Source organism: Exiguobacterium sp. s192 (genome assembly GCF_018618795.1).
GTDB classification, from domain to species: Bacteria; Bacillota; Bacilli; order Exiguobacteriales; family Exiguobacteriaceae; genus Exiguobacterium_A; species Exiguobacterium_A undae.
In genome coordinates, this window is record NZ_JACSMS010000009.1 from 1 (window position 1) to 20524 (window position 20524).

20 protein-coding genes are annotated in these 20524 nt (G+C 37.9%); 15 read left to right on the forward strand and 5 right to left on the reverse strand.

The features are described 5' to 3' along the window. A partial coding sequence (locus KNP87_RS13110; RefSeq protein WP_214722038.1) for an IS3 family transposase occupies positions 1-133 on the forward strand: 133 nt, incomplete at its 5' end. A 1173-nt stretch (positions 134-1306) separates the two neighbouring features. Here KNP87_RS13110 and KNP87_RS13115 read toward each other — a convergent pair. Continuing rightward, positions 1307-1555, reverse strand: a complete 249-nt coding sequence (locus KNP87_RS13115) for a hypothetical protein (protein WP_214721946.1) — start codon at positions 1553-1555, stop codon at positions 1307-1309. A gap of 1058 nt (positions 1556-2613) precedes the next feature. Here KNP87_RS13115 and KNP87_RS13120 point away from each other — a divergent pair. The 7 genes from KNP87_RS13120 to KNP87_RS13150 all read left to right on the forward strand — a co-directional run bounded on the left by KNP87_RS13120 (position 2614) and on the right by KNP87_RS13150 (position 8568). After that, positions 2614-2754 (forward strand): DUF4304 domain-containing protein, encoded by a 141-nt coding sequence (locus tag KNP87_RS13120; protein ID WP_214721947.1) that lies wholly within the window; start codon positions 2614-2616, stop codon positions 2752-2754. Between the two features lie 23 nt (positions 2755-2777). Continuing rightward, positions 2778-2969 (forward strand): hypothetical protein, encoded by a 192-nt coding sequence (locus KNP87_RS13125; RefSeq protein WP_214721948.1) that lies wholly within the window; start codon positions 2778-2780, stop codon positions 2967-2969. A 1236-nt stretch (positions 2970-4205) separates the two neighbouring features. Next, complete coding sequence (locus tag KNP87_RS13130) at positions 4206-5870, forward strand: DUF6044 family protein (RefSeq protein WP_214721949.1); 1665 nt, start codon at positions 4206-4208, stop codon at positions 5868-5870. A 32-nt stretch (positions 5871-5902) separates the two neighbouring features. After that, entirely contained in the window at positions 5903-6859 is a 957-nt protein-coding gene (locus KNP87_RS13135; protein WP_214721950.1) for a glycosyltransferase family 2 protein, read from the forward strand. Next, positions 6856-7239, forward strand: coding sequence for a GtrA family protein (locus tag KNP87_RS13140; protein ID WP_214721951.1), 384 nt, complete (start codon positions 6856-6858; stop codon positions 7237-7239). The genes KNP87_RS13135 and KNP87_RS13140 overlap by 4 nt, the downstream gene beginning before the upstream one ends. Before the next feature lie 714 nt (positions 7240-7953). Beyond that, a complete protein-coding gene (locus tag KNP87_RS13145; protein ID WP_214721952.1) occupies positions 7954-8274 on the forward strand; it encodes a hypothetical protein in 321 nt (106 codons plus the stop codon). 3 nt (positions 8275-8277) lie between these two features. After that, positions 8278-8568, forward strand: a complete 291-nt coding sequence (locus KNP87_RS13150) for a type II toxin-antitoxin system RelE family toxin (RefSeq protein WP_214721953.1) — start codon at positions 8278-8280, stop codon at positions 8566-8568. A gap of 67 nt (positions 8569-8635) precedes the next feature. Here KNP87_RS13150 and KNP87_RS13155 read toward each other — a convergent pair whose 3' ends face one another. Beyond that, positions 8636-9043, reverse strand: a complete 408-nt coding sequence (locus KNP87_RS13155) for an Rrf2 family transcriptional regulator (RefSeq protein ID WP_251135620.1) — start codon at positions 9041-9043, stop codon at positions 8636-8638. 1137 nt (positions 9044-10180) lie between these two features. Between KNP87_RS13155 and KNP87_RS13160 the strand changes: the two genes are divergently transcribed. The 3 genes from KNP87_RS13160 to KNP87_RS13170 all read left to right on the forward strand — a co-directional run bounded on the left by KNP87_RS13160 (position 10181) and on the right by KNP87_RS13170 (position 13800). After that, a complete protein-coding gene (locus KNP87_RS13160; protein ID WP_214721954.1) occupies positions 10181-11260 on the forward strand; it encodes a hypothetical protein in 1080 nt (359 codons plus the stop codon). Between the two features lie 680 nt (positions 11261-11940). Continuing rightward, a complete protein-coding gene (locus tag KNP87_RS13165; RefSeq protein WP_214721955.1) occupies positions 11941-12750 on the forward strand; it encodes an SMI1/KNR4 family protein in 810 nt (269 codons plus the stop codon). 597 nt (positions 12751-13347) lie between these two features. Further along, positions 13348-13800, forward strand: a complete 453-nt coding sequence (locus KNP87_RS13170; protein WP_214721956.1) for a JAB domain-containing protein — start codon at positions 13348-13350, stop codon at positions 13798-13800. 529 nt (positions 13801-14329) lie between these two features. Here the strand turns inward: KNP87_RS13170 and KNP87_RS13175 are convergent. Together KNP87_RS13175 and KNP87_RS13180 are read right to left on the reverse strand one after the other, a co-directional pair. Next, positions 14330-14707, reverse strand: a complete 378-nt coding sequence (locus KNP87_RS13175; protein WP_214721957.1) for a hypothetical protein — start codon at positions 14705-14707, stop codon at positions 14330-14332. A 74-nt stretch (positions 14708-14781) separates the two neighbouring features. Continuing rightward, entirely contained in the window at positions 14782-15777 is a 996-nt protein-coding gene (locus KNP87_RS13180; protein ID WP_214721958.1) for an Abi family protein, read from the reverse strand. 325 nt (positions 15778-16102) lie between these two features. On the opposite strand from KNP87_RS13180, the gene KNP87_RS13185 reads away from it, so the two are divergent. The 4 genes from KNP87_RS13185 to KNP87_RS13200 all read left to right on the forward strand — a co-directional run bounded on the left by KNP87_RS13185 (position 16103) and on the right by KNP87_RS13200 (position 19597). Further along, a complete protein-coding gene (locus tag KNP87_RS13185; RefSeq protein WP_214721959.1) occupies positions 16103-17029 on the forward strand; it encodes a hypothetical protein in 927 nt (308 codons plus the stop codon). Positions 17030-17258: 229 nt separating this feature from the next. Next, a complete protein-coding gene (locus KNP87_RS13190) occupies positions 17259-17453 on the forward strand; it encodes a hypothetical protein (protein WP_214721960.1) in 195 nt (64 codons plus the stop codon). 138 nt (positions 17454-17591) lie between these two features. Then, positions 17592-17789: a hypothetical protein gene (locus tag KNP87_RS13195; protein ID WP_251135621.1), complete on the forward strand. Its 198-nt coding sequence runs from the start codon at positions 17592-17594 to the stop codon at positions 17787-17789. Positions 17790-18043: 254 nt separating this feature from the next. Continuing rightward, the gene (locus tag KNP87_RS13200; RefSeq protein ID WP_214721961.1) at positions 18044-19597 is read left to right on the forward strand and encodes a caspase family protein; all 1554 of its coding nucleotides are present in this window, start codon (positions 18044-18046) and stop codon (positions 19595-19597) included. A 331-nt stretch (positions 19598-19928) separates the two neighbouring features. Here KNP87_RS13200 and KNP87_RS13205 read toward each other — a convergent pair whose 3' ends face one another. Continuing rightward, positions 19929-20522 carry an SMI1/KNR4 family protein gene (locus KNP87_RS13205; protein WP_214721962.1) on the reverse strand — a complete coding sequence of 198 codons (594 nt, stop codon included), beginning with the start codon at positions 20520-20522 and terminating at the stop codon, positions 19929-19931. Positions 20523-20524 lie beyond the last annotated feature (2 nt).

Here is a 20524-nt window from a genome sequence, read left to right on the forward strand (position 1 = left end):
ATTAGCATCTGACCTCGATGAGGTCTGTGCCATGGTCGATGCTTATATTGATTATTACAATAGCGAACGAAGACAATGGAAACTACAAAAGATGACTCCGGTACAATACCGAAGCCATCTCATAGCAGCTTAAAACGTTAAGGGTGCTTTTATTAAACTGTCCAAACTCTAGGGCTCAGTTCAGTGAGATACATGCTATATTTTTATTTTTTTAATTTTAGTAGGAATAAAAGGGACGTTCATAATTATTTAGTTATCCTATTAAAAAGATGATGAGTTGGACTCTTAGATTAGTCCGTCAGTTACGACCTAAATTAGGAGCAACCAGTTTTTTTCATATGAAGGAATAGACATTACAAAAAGTATATCTCACTGATCGTGTTCCTCAGTAAGACATACTTTGAATAAATAGAGGTATAAGCCTTTTGTACTTGTGAAGTTCCATATCCGTTTAATGTGATGCAATTAAATACATAAAAAGTGATAAGGCGTTATCAAATTTTAGTATAAGCGGATATAATGTAAATTTTATCATGATTTAATTTTTTCTAGTAGTTAATTCCAAAATCTTCTCAGTTTATTTTCTTGAGTATATTCACGAAATGTTTTAGCTAGATAGTGTGTTTATTGTATTGCGTTTATAACGAAAAGAAAAAAACTCTTTGATGCGCATTGAAAAAGATTCAAAGGTCATTCATTATTAGAAATAAATGGAATGTCATTCATCCCGATTAGCGTTGAAATACGAAAATTAGTGAAGGAAGTGAGTCTAAATGCAGACTTGGATTCATACATTTGGTATGTTAGTTATACCAGTCATACTTTTTTTGTTAGCTATGGTATTTGATCAGAAAACTAAAAGAACTAACTATAGAGAGAAGAAATGAAAATGTGAAGCATCGACATACAACGAGGAAGTGAAAATAATGCGTAACAAAGTGGATAAAGATCCGAGAAGAGAAAGTATTTTTGATCGAATCTTTAATGGAGAAATGAGCAGATTTTCAGTTATATTAGTTGTGTGTGTTATGATTTACTTTATTTTGACTGCGTACTTCTAAAAATCAAAGGAACAGTATATGATACATTAATTATTTATTCGTTCAATTTTATACAGAATAGCTTGTTAAAAAGAAGAAGAATTTTCGATTTTAAGTAGTTTAGATCTAGAGAGTATAAAAGGATTTTCAAGTATACACATTCTCTTCACTTTTAACTTTTAAAGTAATCAGACATCCTTCAAGCTACTAAATAAAAGGTGTTTACATTTCGACGTCGAAATGTAAACACCTTTTATTTTCTGGATTTATAAATTTAGTTCTTCAAAAACAAGCTTTCCAACCAATTTGTAATCTCGGTTCTCGCAGATATTTGAATTTATTTGTCCAGCGTTCGCTAAGAAAGCTATTTTTTTAACTTCCCCTCTATAATTTGAATAGCTCTGTATAGAGATAACCATGTGTCTCGATCCTGCATTTACTTCTGTTTTCTTTTCAAAAATATATCCAACTTTTGTTTCTTCTGGTCCTTCATAGTAACGCGTTACGTCACTCATAGTAAATGACTCCCTTCTTACAAATAACTTTATAAAAAAATCTTACTAACAATAATACTACATTTTTTGTGAATGATATTTTCTTCACTTTTAATATATATATATATATATAGATCTTTTGATGCAAATGGCTATGAGAGTATTGCAGGACGATTCTAAATGAGAGAGTGTCGGCCGGGGACTCGAGCTAGATTTGATGGACTAGTGGTTCTTTAGCGGAAGATCTAATTAAACAACAAATGGATATAGGTGAACTATCTGTACGGTCACAGATAGATTATAAGGACGATACATGATGTAAGTGAAAAGCCTACCATCGGTTTCTTCAGACGTTTTTTGGCACCAAGTGATATTTTTATACCTGTACTAATCAGGAACTGCGATGATATGATTTCGACGTCTAACTGTATACAAACTATACGTCCATCTATTGAAGAGGAGAGTTTTAGTATCTCTTTTAGTGGATAGTAGAGAGATATCTATAGGTTATGTCGTATCTAGAGACATATGAATGTTGTTAATGAAAGCTCCACATATGAAAAAGAATACACAAACAATCATGATGAACAAAAGTCAGTATAAAAAGCGGTAAGATGATACTCACATCGATAGATAGTTTAGACAGTATTGCAGGTCCAGGTGATTGCCTGAGAAAGTCAATTCTTCCATATAATCTAACAGTAGGATCTCCGTTGGGTGTCTTTCAACTCATATCATCCAAGGGCATTACAGATGGTTATAACTCGACTGATGACAGTCAATCAAAAAAATGTTAATTGCACCTGTAGGCTTTCGAGGTTTTAGGTGTGATACTAGATTCAATTGTTGATGACGGAAAGTATGAATCTAAAGACGGCAAGGACCTATTTGACGAAAACTATAACGAGACAAATAAAAAAAGATATCTTTTTAGTAAGAAAAGGAGATATGAAGAGAGCTGAGTGGCACTTTTTCTTAAATGCGAAAGGAAAAGGCGGGCCAAGTAAACCATTAAGAGAATTTCTTTAAAAAAATGGTATTAAGGTACACACTCATTTCTAATAAATGGAGGAAATGACATGACATTTAAATCTTTAGGTGATAGAAAAAAGATGAAAACTGCAATAAAAGAAGTTATTGTGCCAGAATTGAGGAAACATGGATTTAAAGGCAGTTATCCGCACTTTAGAAGAGAAAAAAATCTTATCATGAGATTTTGACATTCTATATTACTAAGTACAGTGTGGCGTTTTACATTGAGACCGGTGTTATACCCTTAGAGGGTTATTTGAATAGTGAGGGAGATTTAATCTTACCCAAAAAAATTACAACATTTGATTTGAAAACTAGTGAGAGATTTGTTGTTGGATCAGATATTACAGAGAATGGTGACGCTATAACTTTTGCTTTTAAAGATTTTAATAGAGAAGAATAATATAAGGAATTAGCACAAAAAGCTTTACTTTATTTAAGAATAAATGAAGATGACTGGATAAAAAATTGTTCTGAATGGCAAAGAAAAGAATACGAAAAATATTGAGTTGAAATGGGATCTATAAAAAATGAGAGTTTATTTTTTATAGATCCCATTCGTCTACCTTCAAAAAATTGTACTAACTAAATTTTAAAAAGTAGAAAATAAGGTAGTTATAAGGTCACTATCTAGATTTTTTTACATGTATCTCATTTATCCATCCCTCATTACCAGTTCAAGTGACTAACTATTAAGTTATTTTAATCTCGGTAATTAGTATGAACCTTCGAACAATAACGAGTACAAGTTAGTCGTCTACAATTATCCACCTGGCCTCGACGCTTTGAATTGGTTAAGTAGCGTATATGAGCGAATTATAATCCACATCAAGATGATGAAGAATAATTCATGAAATGACATAGATATAGGGCCTCTAATCAGTAAGAGATATTTAGTACGTTCATTACTAATCGAAAAAAGTATTCACCAGAACCATTTGCAGTCTTCGTTTTTGATTTGGCTGTTGGATTTGAATTCCTCGTTTATGTGACTGCCGTAGCATCAAATTCTTTTACTGTGCTTTGATCCGTGTTCTTACTCGCATCTGTTTTTAGAAAAGTGAAATCTTCCTGTTATGCTGTGTACTTTATCTTATATGATGCTGCAGGGCGGTCTCCATATCTGTTCATCCCACCATCAGTAACAGCAAGTGAAATCGTTAAGGATGAGATTTTCAGGAGGGCTCCTTTTTCGATAAAGCTATCAATAATGTTGTTCCTTATACCGCTTCCTTTCTCTACTTGGAGTTCCTATCAATCAGTTTTGAAACGCTTTTATGAAAGGGAAGTTTCGGTATACTGTGTGATATATGTGTGAAATGTCCATTTCTTACCAGGTTCATATTATGATGGTACTAGCTCTTACGTAGTTGTTACCAGGATGTTCTTCGTCGGTCTTCTACTCCATTTGAGTATGTAACATCAAAGGCGAAGAAAGAAAAGTCGTTTCTGTAGATAAAATGGGTGTTATTCATTGATGAGGATTCCTACATTTTACACGTTTCAATTCTATCTAACTTTTGGATATAAACTAATTCAACTGTCCTCGGAATCAATTAAGCCCTCAAAAGAAAAGGTAAGACGAAAAACGTGTCTTTTAAAGGATTGGAGATAGAAGATTCATAAAGGGGGGGAGAGTGTGAGGGAAAGAACACGTCTTCTGTTTGGAATCGTAGCAGCTTGTATTTATGTGTTGCCCATGATTCTTTTAGGAGAGCAGGCACATGTCCGAATTCATGACAATCTAGATTCAAACATCGTCTGGTATAAGACGTTAGTAGATACGAATACGCTTTTTACAGGTCTTCAAATGAATGTTCCGGATTTAGTGAACGGAGTCGTCTCAAGGAACGCCTTCGTTAGCAGTTTCACTGGCATCGTCTGGCTCTACCAATGGTTCTCCCCTTATACGGCATATGTCGTCAGTCAATTGTTGACCCGTATCTTTGCTTTTCTAGGCATGTATTTATTGTTGCGCGATCATGGGAAGGCTGTCATACCTCATTCTTATGCACTCTGGGTCGCCGTTCTGTTTTCTTGGACACCGTTTTGGCCATCCGGCATGCTGAGCACGCTAGGGATGCCACTCTTATTATGGGCATATTGGAACATCTGGAAGGGAAGACGGAAAAAGGCGAATATCCTCGTCCTGTTACTCGTCCCATTCTATTCAAGTTTCGTATTAGGGATCGTCTTCTTCTTGGCGACGCTCGCCATCTATCATGTCATCAAAGAGATCCGCGGTCGTCATTTCCATGGTCGCTTTTGGCTTGCCTATTGTACACAAGTTATCCTGTACTTACTGATTGAATATCGATTGGTCTATTCGATGTTATGGGAAGACGAGTTGACGAGTCGAAATGATTTTGAGACTGGAACCAACGGTTTTTGGTCGAGTATCCGGTTGTTCTTTAAACATTTGGTGCTCGGTCATACGCATGACCGGGCAGTACAATCGCCAATCATTCTTCTGACAGTATTCGTCGTCGGAGTCATCGTTTTCCGGAAAAGAGAGGAAGCATCAAAATCGATTCGCTCTTTGATTTGGTTTTTGCTTGGCTTATCCCTCTGGTATGCATTTTGGTTCTATGATGGATGGAATCCACTGAAGCAACAGGTGTCCCTTATGCGAACCTTTAACTTCTCGCGATTTCATTTCTTGCAGCCGATGGTGTGGTACGCCTTGTTCTTCTTGATGCTCGACTGGTTATGGACGGCATCGAAACGGAAATGGGTAATCGGGTTGCTGATTACACAAACCATCGTACTTTTGATTTGGAATCCGGAGTTCGTTTATCGTCATCATCCATCATATGAAGCATTTTATGCGACAACACAGTTTGATGACATCAAACGATATATCGACCAACCGACGACGGACTATCAAGTTGCCTCGATTGGGATGCATCCTGCCATTGCTCAATACAACGGCATGCGTACCGTCGACGGTTACGTCAACTTTTATCCATTGAGCTATAAAGCATCTTTCCGAAAAGTAATTTCAGGAGAACTGGATGAAAGTAAGCAGCTAAAGCGCTACTTTGATACATGGGGCAATCGTGTTTACTTGTTCTCGTCAGAGCTCGGGAAAACATATGAGTTTACGAAGCATCATCAAGTACCCATTCGTCACTTATCCATCGACGTCTCACAGTTACAGCAGATCGGCACAACATACGTTTTGTCTGCGGTACCAATAAAAAACGCGAAATCAATCGGACTAAGACATGAGAAGACGTTCCAGGAACGGCACTCAGCATGGAAGATTCGGCTGTATCGAATCGACATACCAGCGAAAAAATAGGCATCAGTCTCTAAGTTCGAGGAGGTAAGTTTATGACTGTGACGACAATTCCGACAGTAGGAATCATCATTCCTTGTTATAACGAGAAAGAAGTATTACCACTGACAATCGACGCGATGCGTCGTTTCCTTAAAAATTGGAAGGAAATGCGACTGATTTCAGAGGAATCTTTCGTACTATTCGTAGATGACGGCAGTCGGGACGATACTTGGTCCCAAATCGAGCACGTACACGCAATGGATGAGCAATTTCGAGGATTGAAGTTGGCGCATAATGTCGGGCATCAAAATGCCCTGTTTGCAGGACTTGCGGAAGGACACCCACATGCGGATTGTGTCGTTTCGATGGATGCGGATCTTCAAGATGACGTCGAGGTGATCGAGCGGTTCTTGGTAGAATATGCAAAAGGGAACGACATCGTATACGGAGTACGGGTGGATCGCCAGAGTGACAGTTGGTTCAAACGTTCGACTGCCCAAGGTTTTTATCGCTTTATCGATTGGCTCGGGGTCGAAACCATTCTCAATCATGCTGACTATCGCTTGATGAGTAGACGAGCTGTCGAGACGCTCTGCGCGCATCCGGAGCGTAATCTGTTTCTCCGCGGTATGGTTCCAGCACTCGGTTTCCAAACGACCGAAGTAACCTATACACGTCAACCGCGTCCAGCCGGTGAATCCAAGTATCCGTTACGGAAGATGCTGGCACTTGCTTGGGATGGCGTGACTTCCTTCAGTGTCCGTCCGATTAAGCTCTTATTTCTGCTATCGTTGTTCATGTTAATCGTCTCGTTTGGTTTTGTTGGATATGCTTTATATCGTCGATACGAAGGTGAGACGATGGATGGCTGGACATCTCTGATGATGTCAATTTGGTTCATCGGAGGACTTCAACTGTTTGGCATTGGATTGATCGGCGAATACATCGGGAAAATATATCAGGAAGTGAAGCGGCGCCCGCGCTACATCGTCGAGGATAAATGCGAATGATGACCCTGTTTCGTTTTTTGCTCGTCGGTGTGTTGAACACGATAGTTGGTCTGACAATCACCTTAGTGTGTTTCCATATGATTCATACGGGATACTGGACGGCGACGGCGATTGGGAATGCCTGTGGGATCTGGGTTAGCTATATGCTCAATCGTCGATTCACGTTTCGTCAGGAAGCCGGGGGCTGGATATATTGGATGCGATTCTTGATTGTTGTATCACTGAGTTATCTCATTGCCTACCGACTCAGCCTGTGGGGCATGCATCAATTCCTGCCACATCTTCAGGAGACGGGTGCGATTCTTATCGGGATGATTCTCTATACGGTTCTCAACTATCTCGGGCAATCCTACTGGGTCTTCCGGAAGCCGGTTAAATAAGAAAAGCAAGCTATTCTGGTCATGTCAGGTAGCTTGCTTTTTTATTGCGTGTAGACCATTTCAGCGTATATCAGGAACACGCTCCGGATCAGTGCTACGAGGATAACAGCGAGAAAAATCATCTTGTTCTTCGTCCGATAATCGAGAAATACAAGGAGAAATGGACGAAAAGCGGATCCGTTTGTCTTTGGAAAATGTACAAACAGATACGGAATAGATTTTTACCAAATCCAAGTGAGGAAAGAAGCCCGCAGTGGACGGAATTCACTGCAAGCCAGAGAGGCCTCGTATCGTCTTATGTCGATTCGTGAAAGATGCTGGTTGTTGAGGAGGTGGTCAGAGAAAAAGTAGTGGAATTGCTGTGTGTATACGTTTATACCTTTTATATCTTTGATTGGATCATTATATGTACGTTTTGACTTCATCTGTCTACGTTAGCGAAGATGATTGAAGAGCTTTCGAGCTTATGCGTGAGTCTGTAGACTGTAAGCAGCAACATCCTCATCGCACCGCGGACCGATAACGAGACCTTCGACTCGCCTGCGTGAGGCGTCTCTATGTTCCTGTTCCTTACGACGGAAGGTACGGAGAACTGGGTAGAATCTATAAAAATAAATAGGTTAGATTTTTTTAGTGTTTAAAAGGCTTAATAACTTTTAAAAGACTTTTAAAAGGTGTATGATAGAGAAAATAGAACAAAAGGAGGGCATGATGATGGGAATGCGAATACTTGATATTCCAACCACTTCAATATCTGATGTGAAACGATCGCCGATGGAAGCGTTCCAAAGAGCAGATCGTGAAGCAGCTGGCGTTTATGTATTTAACCGTGAAAAAGTTGCGGGTGTCATGCTTACTCAACAGCAGTACGAGTCACTAAACAAAGAAATTGAAGAATTGTACAGCCGATTAGACGATTTGACGGTCGAGATGCGACTATCCAATAAAAATGTCCGCACATATACTGATTCAGAAGTCCGTGGAGAACAAGTAACCCACACAACGGCTATTGATGAAATGGATGGGTGGGAGTGATAATTGTACCAACTTGAGTGGACGCAGTATTCCAAAAAAGACTACGATAATCTCGACGGTAGCCAAAAGGTATTCGTAGACAAAGCATTGAATCGTATCATTTCTGTAGGAATGGCGGCAGGGCAACCACTCAGTGGAAACTTGTCTCATTGCAATAAGTTAAAAAACAGAAAGATGGGGTTACGTGTTGTTTTTAGAGAAGTAGAAGGTAAACTCCAAATCATTCAGATTGTAGCGATTGGTAAAAGGGATAAAGATGAGATCTATAAGATAGCTGAACAACGTTTGGACTGATTTTTGTGAGGAGGATCAACGTATGGTTACTTCTAAAGTAGCTGTACGTTGATCCTTTTTATCGTACTTATTGTTTTATATCCTGGAGTCGTTGCAACAAATCACGCTGTACAAAGTTGAGTACTTTCAAATCCTCGATGGAATGTTTCACTGGTTCCTGGTGGAAGGAACGAAGGGCATTTCCAAGAATCCCTTTTAGACTACAACAGGCAGGGACGATGACACATTGAACGTTCTGATTGAAACACTCGACGATATCGTGCGGTTCTATCTCACGGACGACCTTTCTGATGTTGATCTCTTTCGTAGCACGCGTAAATCGAAGTCCTCCATTCCGTACCCTGAGGAGTTCAAGGTAACCAAGCTTTGTCAGTTGTTGGTCGACCTTCATCAAATGATTTGGGGAGATCGCATAGTGTTCCGCGATTTGTGGCATTGAGATGATGTCACCGAGATACGCACCAAGATAAATCAAAGTGTGTGCGAAGTCTTTAATATAATGCGCATATTTTTCACTCCGTTCATCGCCGTCACCGTTATGATGTCTCCGCTGCGTCGTTCAATGCGTTCTCGATCGTTCCATCAATCGGTCCCGCTGTATCCTCGAATTTAAAATGATGCACCTCCTAGTAATAGCGTTTCAGCAACCCTTTGTGTTCAGGCATCAGGAATGGGATCCATTTCTTATTACCTCGGTCTTGATAACACATGGAAATACTCCTTTTATCGAAGAGAACATTTGTTTCTATTTTCATTCCTCGTTTCCTTCCTTAGGTAAGATGATGTACATGTTGTGAAGTTCGCCCAACCTACATACGACATATGTAACGAATGAAAGCACTGACGATATGGGATGTTGTCAATGGCAGTCTCTTATTGCTGGCTTTCTTCACGTTGGTTTTTCTATTCACAACGAATATGAATTATTTGTTTGTATGGCTACTGCTACTCAGTTCGATGAGCATCGAAATCTGCGTGACATCCCGACCTCAATCTGTCTTTGTTTTCATCTGGTCACTTGTAATTTCTAGACCAATTACGTTGTTACTGTTCGATTTCCTTTCATTCATGCATGGTGTATTTGCCGGTCTTACTGAGCTATCCGATCATCTTTTTAAGAGCGTTAATCTTTGTACCGACATTATGACCAAGTTTTATATTGCGTCAATCTGAAGAGACTCATTAATCACACTATTATGCCAACATTTTGAGATGTCTATTAAAGCGTTTGATATATTGCTACACAGGAATTCAATCTCACACTCTTGGAGACGGCAAGTCTGTCGAGACTCAGTGTTCGAAAGCTTTGCTTGTCAAAATCGCTTTGCAATGAATACCCTAAATGTTGGGAAATCCCTTGTTTTCATACGATACAACTTAGTGAAGTAGCCTTAGCTCACAAAGATGCATCAGTCTGAATATGTATTATGATGATTTCATTATATACGAGGTCATCAGTTTGACTTATTGGTGTACACGTTCAGATAATGACAATTAATTTTTTAAATCACTCATACTTAAGTGATTGTGTAAGTAGAATTGATTAGGTAAATAACAAGCTTGATTATAGTAAAATGGTAATCGGTACCTTAAAAACGATGGAGGTCATTTAATGATAAGAAAAGAAACACCAATAGAAGAAATCTTATTTGAAGCAATAAATCATGCGGGTGTCTCTTTGCCGATTATGATTGGAGAGGGAGCGTGGCACATGGCATGGAAAGTGACGAAGGAGGATGAAGAGTTGGTGCTTCGAATTCCGAAAAAAGTTGCTTACGGAAAGCCAGTTCCATTCGATCAAGACGCATTGACGGCAGAATATTCGGCAACAAAATGGTATTACGAATCCGTGAATCAAATGGTCCCAGGTGGTGCACCAGCGCTTTTTAAATTTCATGTTACGCCTGAGCTTACATATACGTTGGAGTCATTTGGTGGAAAATCATTGCCTTTAAGAGAAATGTCGCTAGTCGAAGCGGTGCGTGTAGGTAGACAAATTGGAGCTATCTATCGAAAAATGGAAAGTCTTACTCCTGAAATTGAGGGATTTGGTCGTTTAGCATGGACAGAAAATAAAGGACTCCATGGAATTATAAGCGAGGAATTTCAGACATTTTTTCAAGAAACAAGTCTAACTCACGTCCATAATCATCAAAAACTAGTTAACGCGTATCCTATGTTTCAAAACAATAGGGTAGAACATGCACTTCAAGTAGTGACTACGAATCGAAATCGTCGAATCGTTTCGGCAAGATTAGTCAATCAAGACGTCTCGCCTGAAAACATTTTGTGGGGAGGGGACAGCGTCTGCCTGATTGATCCGTATCCAATTGTCTATGAACCTCGTGAAATGGCCGGTAATTTCATGAACTTATACGAGACTTTATTTAGAATGTTAGCAAATACCCCACGCTATAAAAAACACCAGTTTGAGAAATATGAGGATATTCTAAAGGCTATAGCTACAGGATTTCTTGATGGATATAGTGATGGTGATTTAGCTGTTTCTCGAGAAGTCAGAGGTGAGCAGTACCTTCAATTGCTCGAAACGGCTTACCAACATCATTGCTTGTTGATTAGAACATTGACGTCTGAGGATATCATTCGATACGGACATCGGAAAGAAATCAAAAAGCGTCTCGCTATTTTAGGTGACGAGATAAAACAATTTGCCGAGACTTACTTCTTCTGACTTTTGTGTATTGAATACCTGACTTACGAATCTCTCGACTTGTACTTATGCTAGGAATAATAAGTGCTGAAGGACTAGCTTACTAACCGAATAATAGTGCAATCTTCTTGAATGATGTGAAGTAAATCTATTTGCCCTTTTGTAAGGTTTTCTTGAGCTTAATCTGTAACGGAAAATTAATGGATTGTATCAGTTAATCGATGCGACATTTTAATGTGATTTTGTTCGTAAAGCGTGTTATTCCAGTTATCAGAAATGGGATCTGTTTTCACCTTTTGATCTTGACAGGTCGAGTTATCGTAAGTAAAGAAAAGTGACGCTGGTAGCACAAACTGTACCTATGTATGTAACGTATGTGAAAATATTATGTTTCTTCAAGAGATGATTCCTGCATATGCTACAGGGATCATTTTTCACTTCATCGGCATAATAGCGCTCGTCAATCGTGACGTCTTCTGACATATCATTCTGAAGGACGATACTTTTCGCAATGATGTGGACCAAATGACCGCGCTAATTCGACATCGACGATTTCTTTACAATCATTATCTTCTGTTACGAGTAAATCGTTTGCTGCGAATATGTTTGTAGTCTCAAACGTTCCAAATTCAAAAAAAGTATAGCGTATAATATTATAAGAGTATATAAATGCAGAAAAATGTAGTGAAAGAGGTGCTTTAATGGATTTTTGGGATGAATTGTTAGAAGATGAGGTTGCTTTGTCGCTAAATAAAGAAGAAGTGAAGCAAATCGAAAAAGAATTAGGCGGTTGTCTCCCTAAGAAATATATCGAAAAGCTAGAAGAACAGAATGGCGGAGATCTTGTATTTGATTCAGTGAACGTTGATTTCGAAAATACATGGTCTGACGAAGAAGATGGTCTTCATCTACCTTTATATCGATTCAACACTTTGACAGCTGAGGAATTTGAAAATGGCTTGTCTATGTTGAAAGAATGGGGATTAACAGGAAAGATGATTGTGTTCGGTGAGGGCGAAGGTAGTTATTTCTGGTACTTCGATTTCGACAACAATCCTAATGAACCACAAATTTGGTGTTTGGATATTTCGGATGAGACAACACTTCTCGTAGCGGAGAGCTTCGACCAACTCCTTGAGAATCTCGTTAGACGAAAAGGTGAAAATGAAGTTGAATTGTCACGCGATGATGTGTTTGCCGACTATCCGACGATGGATGAAATTCGAGAAATCATCGAAGGTGATGATGAAGATGAGCGACTCGTAGCCTATCGTATGTGGTTGACACGATGTGAAGATCTTGGTGGATTGGTCATCGAGTTACGTCAACGTGTTCAAAATTCAAATGATGAAGATGAACTAGATTCGTATGCTGAACTTTTGACTGAAGTGTTGCTGAACTATACAGGAGAAGAGTTCATAACATACAATCAAGCGATTGCATTGTTCAAAGAAAAAGAAGATGTTTCCGACTTAGACCATGTAATTGCACAACTAGAATCAAATATCTAAGAAATCAAAAAAACGTCTTAAACACGACAAAAAAAATAGAGTAGAAAAAGGAGACAAACTCTTGTGTAATTGGGAGTTGTCTTCTTTTTATGTGTTGCGTAATTTCGAATCATCTACAAGAAAAGACTTTTCAAATGCTCGGAACGCTTTGCTCGCAATCTTACGCGGCTCGACGTTCTCCTTTTTCATTCAGTTTATCGTCGCGTCTTTTATTATAGCGCTAACTTTTCATTTCTGCCGTCTTACTTGGAATAGGTGATGCGGTGAATGATCATTTCAAAGGCATGGATCAGAGCGGTACCGCTCTGTTTGATGAAAAGGGATCGTAAGCCGTCCTGTTTCCGTACTCTAGCTCGCTCCTCGTCGGCGCAAGGGCCATCAAAAAAAGCCGCTGCCGCTCCTCGTCTTCCTCCGCGTTTTGGCTCAAAAGCAAGCTTTTCGCTCGTGGGCTCCGGAAGCCTTCGTTCCGGTGCGCTATTCGCTTTTTTTGATCTTTCCCTGCGGTCACCCTTGCCCCGTCTCGCGACGCTCGCTGCGTTCCCGTCAACAGGACGGCACCGTGTCGGACTGCATCTCACTCGCGAAAGGAGCTTTTCCATGAAACTGACCAAACTCGTTGAAATCACCCGTATCCGCCAAGAGGTTCGGGAACCGGACGTCCCCCTCGAGACGACGCATATCACGTCACCAGAGGACGCGTTTCTTGTCGCCAGACGCTTTATCCAGGACGATGACCGTGAGGTGTTCCTCGTCATCCTGCTGAACACGAAGAACCGAGTCATCGCCGTCCACCGGGCGCACGTCGGGAGTATCAATTCGAGCATTATCCATCCCCGTGAAATCTTCAAGTCCGCTATCCTCAATAATGCGACGTCACTCATTGTCAGCCATCAGCATCCGAGCGGCGACCCGAAACCGTCCCTCGAGGACATTGAGGTGACGGAACGCTTGCAGGAAGTCGGACGCATCATCGGTATCAAATTACTTGACCATATCGTTGTCGGGGCAGGAGACGATTACGTCAGCTTAAAAGCCCAAGGATTAATTTGAATTTATCATTCAGTGTAGACAGGCGGGACACACTCCCGTCCTGTCCGCGCGTAAAGCATGGACGAAAAACAGATCCGTTTTTCTTTGAAGGATGTACAAGCAAATACGGAATGGATTTGTACCAAATCCAAGTGAAGAAAGAAGCCCGCAGTGGACGAATCCACTGCGGGCCAGAGAGGCTTCGTATCGTTTTGTGTCGATTCGTGAGAGGTGCTGGTTGTTGAGGAATTGGTTAGAGAAGAAGTAGTGGAATTGCTGTCAATGTATATACCTACATCTTTTCTCATAGAGTGGATCAGTCTATCTACGTTTCAATTTAGTTTGTATGTATTAGTAGCGACAAGAAAAGAAATTTCGAGCTCATGCGTGAGGCTGTATGCTGCAAGCAGCAACATCCTCATCGCACCGCTGCCCTCCTGACGGACCGATAACGAGAGCTGCCAATCACTAGCGTGAGGCATCTCTACGTTCCTGTTCCTTGCGACGAAGGGCACGGAGCGACGGAGCGTTGGTAGTTCAAATGAGTAAATTAAATAATTTTAAAAGAACGTGACCATTCAGGAGAAAGTACTTGTCCGTTAGACAACACATATTCAAAAGACTCTCCGTTTGTTCGTTTTCCTGAAACAAGCCATTGAGACTGGTCCTCAAGGTTCTCTACTACCATACCTACTCGAAGTGTCAGTTTTGAAGCTGGAACTTCGGTTGATCTTATCTTTAATTCTTCTGTAATATAGGCTTCGTACTTTTCTCCATACTGATCTGTATAACTATCAAATTGAATCAATACACCTTCTGATTCACCGAGTTCAACCAACTTATTTACTTCACGAATGTCACTTAGTTCTAAGGAACCTGTCGCTTTTAAAGAGTTGTATAAGTATTGGATTTTTGAAGTCGATGGCATAGTACATCTCCCCTTTATGACAAATATAGACTCGTTAGATAATAATAAGTGCTCTATATAATCGTTAGTTTTATTTATTCAAGGCGAAGACACTCTTTCCAATTAGAAGGGAATCCCATTCTACCTAAAAAAATGATGTCTTGATGATGCTTTAATTGAAATTCAATATTGTCCAAAAATTCATTCCACGCATCTACGGTATTTTGTGAAGCGTATTGTAATACGTTTTTTAATGTAAGCATGTTAGCGAACAAAGTAGCATTATCATTTTTTTTGATGCCAGCTTTCCGAGCGTCCTCTTTTAATAATTGAGGTCGAGAAGTCGTGAAGAAGTTTCCATAAATTCGAGAATAGTGCGCACAACTATTTCTTAAAAATTGAATAGTACGCACCCAACTCGAAAATTGCGATTTATAAGACTTATCAAAACTTTCCTCGATCCAGTGGGCACGATATTCATTTTTTAGAGTTGTTAGAAAGTGAAATAGCTCTCCGAACGTTAATTCCTCAACCAACAACCAAAAGGGGAAACAATTTTGTTTCTTATTTTTATGATGCATGACCGATAAAGACTTACTTTTAGAAATTCTTCGATTAAACGCATTCAAAACCTCTCGTGCCCGTTTACGTGATGCGTAAATATTCTTATCAAGATAAAAAACGCCCGGGTCATAAGATCCTTTATACGATTCACATAAGCTTTTCACTAATGTGGCTCTTATCATTAACTCTACTGCACCTGTAAATCGGTTTAATTGTTCACGGAGAAATTGATCAAAGTTATATAGGTCACGACATTGCGTAAAGCTAAATGATTCTTGAGAATCCCAAGGTAACATCTTGCGGAAGATTGAAAAACTATAGTAATTGTTGTAGTTAAAGAATTCTTTTGCTTCTTCTTTCTCTGAATCTGTAAAAGTCAACGCGTAGTCTGTTTTACAACAAAGTTCTTCTATAAGTTGATCGATTGTTTTATATGGTTTTAACGAGTTTTGAGGAGACGCTTTTAAAATAAAAGGAGTCTCACGTTTTTCGAATAGATGAGTTAATAATTTTAACAATTCATGCACGTTTAGTAAGCTCCCGTCCATCTCACTTCTTTATTTGGTAATTATAGTATTTAATTTCATTGTAGAATAGATTTAAGTACAAAAAAAGACCTACCGTGGTCCGCATTGTTAAGAGGCGTGGTAGGTTCATGTAATAGTAATATATCCTATTCTTAATGGTTTTAAACAAAAAAAGACTCACCGTGGTCCGCATTGTTAAGAGGCGTGGCAAGTTCGTGTATATAAAAAATAACATGTGAGTACTACTTGGTCAATATCAAAATGATTTATTTTACCAACATTTAAGATATGTTTCTCGTAATGTGAGAGTAAAGGAGTGAGTCATATGGACAGAAAATATTTAACCGAGTTTGGATTGCTAGTAAAGGGCCGTCAGCTTCAGCTTTATTATCCACAAGACCTCTCTTACTTAAAAAAAGAAGGTAAAGACAGGTACCATCTATATATGATCTGCCGAATTCCCTATATTTCTTTTGTTCAAAATTCTCTAGAAGTAACAACTGGATATATGAAATTTTCAATCAGAGTAGAGAAAAAAGAGGGAGGGTTTTCTTATATCGACTACAAAATTGATCGGGATAACGAAGCAGAAAGTAACTATGAATCGATTGAAATTGATGAATCGCTAAGATCCATTGTAATTAAAAAGAGAGACACCACACTGCATCTTCGACCGACTTATTTTTATCCCAGTGAAGATTCGAGCATACCGCTTCTAACCGAGATATTGTATGTAGGACAGTCCTATGGAAACGATGGAGAGCGAAGTGCTATATCTAGGTTAAGTGGTCATGAGACTCTTCAAAAAATCTTACAAGAGCATTCCTTTAGTCGAAAATCCGGAGATATAGCAGTTATTTTAATTGAACCAGAAGCTAAAATGGTGTCGATAACAAATCCATGGATTACCTCGCAAATAACAGGAGAAAACAATGAACTGCACGAAAAAAACGTCTATGACACTATGAACGAAGAGTCTTATAAGAGTGTTATTAATATTACAGAAGCGGCATGGATTAAATATTTTCGACCTCACTATAATGAAAAATTTAAACATGTTTTCCCCAATATAAAACATACAAGCTATAAAACCTACTATGATTTAGACTTCGGCAGCATCATGGTAGATTTAGACTTTGAATGTATTGGTTTAGAGGTTTATAACGAACATACAGCACCTATAAATCATCCAACTGCAGAATTTCCTTTCCATTCTCCTGAAGACAGAAAAAATATGTTTGATTTGTATTGACTGATTAAGTGGATACAAATAACACGAATGAATTATTTTTTCATTATGTTGGCGGAAACGATTTTAGAAAAGACGGTTTCTGTTTTTTTAAAGAGGAAATTGATAGTGAGTAGCTTAGTAACGAAGCAGTTATTCTAAACAACATTGTGCTTATCCTATATAGCTTGATTCGTCATCAATACCAATCCATTCTATGCTGTGTTCAAGACAACAGCGAGGAGTGGATCAAATGAACGTATTGGAGATGTTTGAGGTCATGGATCAGACGAATGGGAAGCAGATACCGGATAAGGTAACATTAATTGATGCCCAGCTTCGATTCGTACGAGAAGTTGACGGTTCAATCGAGCACGTGACATGGTTCATCGATTTAGATCGATTGACAGACTTCATGCAAAAACACTTTGCCAAGCAGACCTGTTGAGGTCTGTTTTTCTTTTATCGATGTACATGGACGCTTACACATTAAGAAAAAATTCCTGGTGGGAAATATAACCAACTTTCTCCTGTTATTCACTGTATACTAAAGATAACTTACGAATAGGGAATGGAGCGATGAAAGATGAAACAAAAATGGATGAGTGCTAGCCTGGCATTTGCGAGTGTTGGTTTATTAGTGGGACCGTTACAGAGTGCGGAGACCGCGACGCCGAAAATCAAGGTCCACTATATCGATGTCGGTCAGGGAGATGCGATTTACATCAAGATGCCGAGTTTTGAAGGGAACGGCTCGTCGTATACAATCAAGAAGTCGAAATGAGTAAGCAAAAAGCAATCATCAATCGAATTGAAGGATGGGGTGCACCTTTGCGAGTTAGACTGTGTGGGATGTTATCTGAATCTATAAGTCGGATTATATCGAGAACGATGATCGTGAATAACAAAGGCTATTAAAAGAAATTGAAAGACTGATGGAAGAATTGTGGGAAGGTAGCGCATTTCACCTTGGAAAATTCTTTAACACTAAATAATTCCAAGTAACTGTAATAAAATAAAAAATGGAGTTGAGTAATTTTGCTATTGGAAAAACGTTATGCAATCGTAATAGGGATTAATGATTATACGGAAGCACCTTTAAACTTTTGTGTGAATGATGCTTTGTCAATTGAACAAACATTAATAGATAGATGTAGATTTGAATCCGATAATGTTTTTACAATTATTAGTGGAAATGAAAATCCTCTGACAGAGATAACGGGAAAGTACAAAGAAGCTTTAAGAAATATAAAAGAAAAATTTAAAGAAAACGAGGATTCAATTCTTTTTTATTTTGCAGGTCATGGCAACTATAAAGAAGATCAATCAAATGTTTTTTTTCATGATTCTGAATATCCTATTTTTGAAATTTATAATGAAATTTCTTCTTTAAATCCAAAAGTTCAAACTTATATAATTGATTCTTGTAATTCTGGCGGGAAGGTTTTAACAAGAAGCCAAGAACCATTTTTGCCTCAAGATTATTTAATCGGAAAGTACATTGATACTAGTGACGGTGCAATGTTAGTTTATGCTTGTGGTTCTGATCAAACAGCAAGAGAGACAGCAGAGATGAAGCATGGGTTACTCACGTATGAATTATTGAATGTAATTAATAATGATAAATTGTACGATGAGGATGGGGTACTCACACCTAGTATTATCCAAGATAATGTACTCAAACAAACAACTAAAAATAGTAACTTCGAACAAATCCCTGTAGTTGAGAATAGAATTGTAGGAATATATCCATTTGCAGTTATACAAGAAATGAAGAACCAAGAAGAAGCCGGAAATTACACAGGAGAAAAAAAACGTTTAGAAATAAAAAAAGAAATAGGTATAAGCAGCGAGAAAGTAAATGGTTTATTAAAAGATGAATTAGTTTCTAGCTTACAATCAAGAAAAATATCATATACAAGAGAATCAAGAATTGAATTACAGGAACAAATTAATAAAATCCTTAGTAAAAAATTAAGTGAAGATTCAAAACTGTTTATTAGTAATAATCCTTATTATGAAATTGATGATTCTAAAAATATCAATGAACTTGATTTTGAAAGAGTGGAGAAATTGAATGAAATAATAATTTTAAATGCTAGCAAAAAAAAAATTAGTCCACTTAACAATATTTTTGAAATAAATAAAAGACGTAATCCAAGCTTTTTGACTAATTCATTATCTTCAATTTTCAAAACATTTAGTTCAGAAGTTCACGAAAAAGTGCCTGAGTTTTTTACTGATTATATAATAAATATTGAAGATGAATATATACAGACTAAGATAAACATTTTTTATTCAGAAAATATTTTATCAACTTCATTTGGAGTAGGATATCTAATTTATCAGTCAAAATGGGGTATTATCTTGACGACACTTTTATTTAAGGTTGATTGGAATGGAGAAAAAGATAATATTATAACAAATGTTCGCCAATCTAATCATTCGTTCTTGATTGAGTCAGAGACTAATGATTTAGTTACCAAAATGAACTTCAATAATTTTTCTATATTTGATGTAGTATCAGAATGGAATTCAATGAGAAAAACTGAAATTGAAAATTTTGTTAAAATTTCAAATTTGAAAGATTAATGAAAATTGAATAAAAAAAGTGTATACACTTCGATGTCGAAATGTATACACTTTTTCTTGTTTTTCCTCTTTACGTAAACTAGATTATTTAAAGCTTATTGATAAAAAGATAAATTTATAGACTTTAGAAAGTATAACGAAATAAGTAAAAAAATATTTGTGACAGAGTAATCAATTTTGTATAAATAACGGTCATTAAAAAGACATTTTTATTGAACAAAAAAATAATTCTAAATACTATAAATTTATAAAAAAACCGATGATAACATTTTTAAAAATTGTTATCATCGGATTCAGTTTAGCTTTTTAGAAAATTTTATTGCTTATGCTTTTAAAGATAAAGGTCTACATCCACTTCATCATACGTAACAGCATCACCGTATATAACAGTATCCTCTGACCACTCCCAAAAGTAATCGCCCTGAGCAATAACAGCACATTCTAAAAAACATTCAAAATTTAAATTCAGTGGAACAACCATCTCCAACCCATCAGATGGATGTACAACAGAAATATAAGGCTTTCTAAAAGAATACTCTGGATCTTTACATTGATTTTTATCAATTAAAATCCAGTACTCATCAATTTGACCTACAATCCAGTAGTTTCCTTCCGAAAGGAGACCGTCTTCTGAATGATGTTCTGCCGATAGTTTGAGCATTTCTTCAAGAGGAAATAATTCGAGGATCAAGTCCGATTCTGTTCTAAATAAATTACATCCGTTATGTAACGTAAGAAAATGTTTGTAGTCCTTTGGTAACGTAACAGATTCTTTCACGAAGTATGAATCAACTTCTTTAGAAGTTAAAGGACTGTTGAATGTACAAGTTGCCCATCCATTTGTTCCGTAACTCCCGATAATGAACCTTGGTTCATCTTTAAACATTTGCTTGAGTAAAATTAACGTTCTTTCGATAGGCTTCATTT

Coding starts and splice junctions, on each gene's coding strand:
- KNP87_RS13115 (WP_214721946.1), bottom strand. CDS start 1,555: ATGAGTGACGTAACGCGTTACTATGAAGGACCAGAAGAAACAAAAGTT.
- KNP87_RS13120 (WP_214721947.1), top strand. CDS start 2,614: ATGACATTTAAATCTTTAGGTGATAGAAAAAAGATGAAAACTGCAATA.
- KNP87_RS13135 (WP_214721950.1), top strand. CDS start 5,903: ATGACTGTGACGACAATTCCGACAGTAGGAATCATCATTCCTTGTTAT.
- KNP87_RS13140 (WP_214721951.1), top strand. CDS start 6,856: ATGATGACCCTGTTTCGTTTTTTGCTCGTCGGTGTGTTGAACACGATA.
- KNP87_RS13145 (WP_214721952.1), top strand. CDS start 7,954: ATGGGAATGCGAATACTTGATATTCCAACCACTTCAATATCTGATGTG.
- KNP87_RS13160 (WP_214721954.1), top strand. CDS start 10,181: ATGATAAGAAAAGAAACACCAATAGAAGAAATCTTATTTGAAGCAATA.
- KNP87_RS13165 (WP_214721955.1), top strand. CDS start 11,941: ATGGATTTTTGGGATGAATTGTTAGAAGATGAGGTTGCTTTGTCGCTA.
- KNP87_RS13170 (WP_214721956.1), top strand. CDS start 13,348: ATGAAACTGACCAAACTCGTTGAAATCACCCGTATCCGCCAAGAGGTT.
- KNP87_RS13175 (WP_214721957.1), bottom strand. CDS start 14,707: ATGCCATCGACTTCAAAAATCCAATACTTATACAACTCTTTAAAAGCG.
- KNP87_RS13185 (WP_214721959.1), top strand. CDS start 16,103: ATGGACAGAAAATATTTAACCGAGTTTGGATTGCTAGTAAAGGGCCGT.
- KNP87_RS13190 (WP_214721960.1), top strand. CDS start 17,259: ATGAACGTATTGGAGATGTTTGAGGTCATGGATCAGACGAATGGGAAG.
- KNP87_RS13195 (WP_251135621.1), top strand. CDS start 17,592: ATGAAACAAAAATGGATGAGTGCTAGCCTGGCATTTGCGAGTGTTGGT.
- KNP87_RS13205 (WP_214721962.1), bottom strand. CDS start 20,522: ATGAAGCCTATCGAAAGAACGTTAATTTTACTCAAGCAAATGTTTAAA.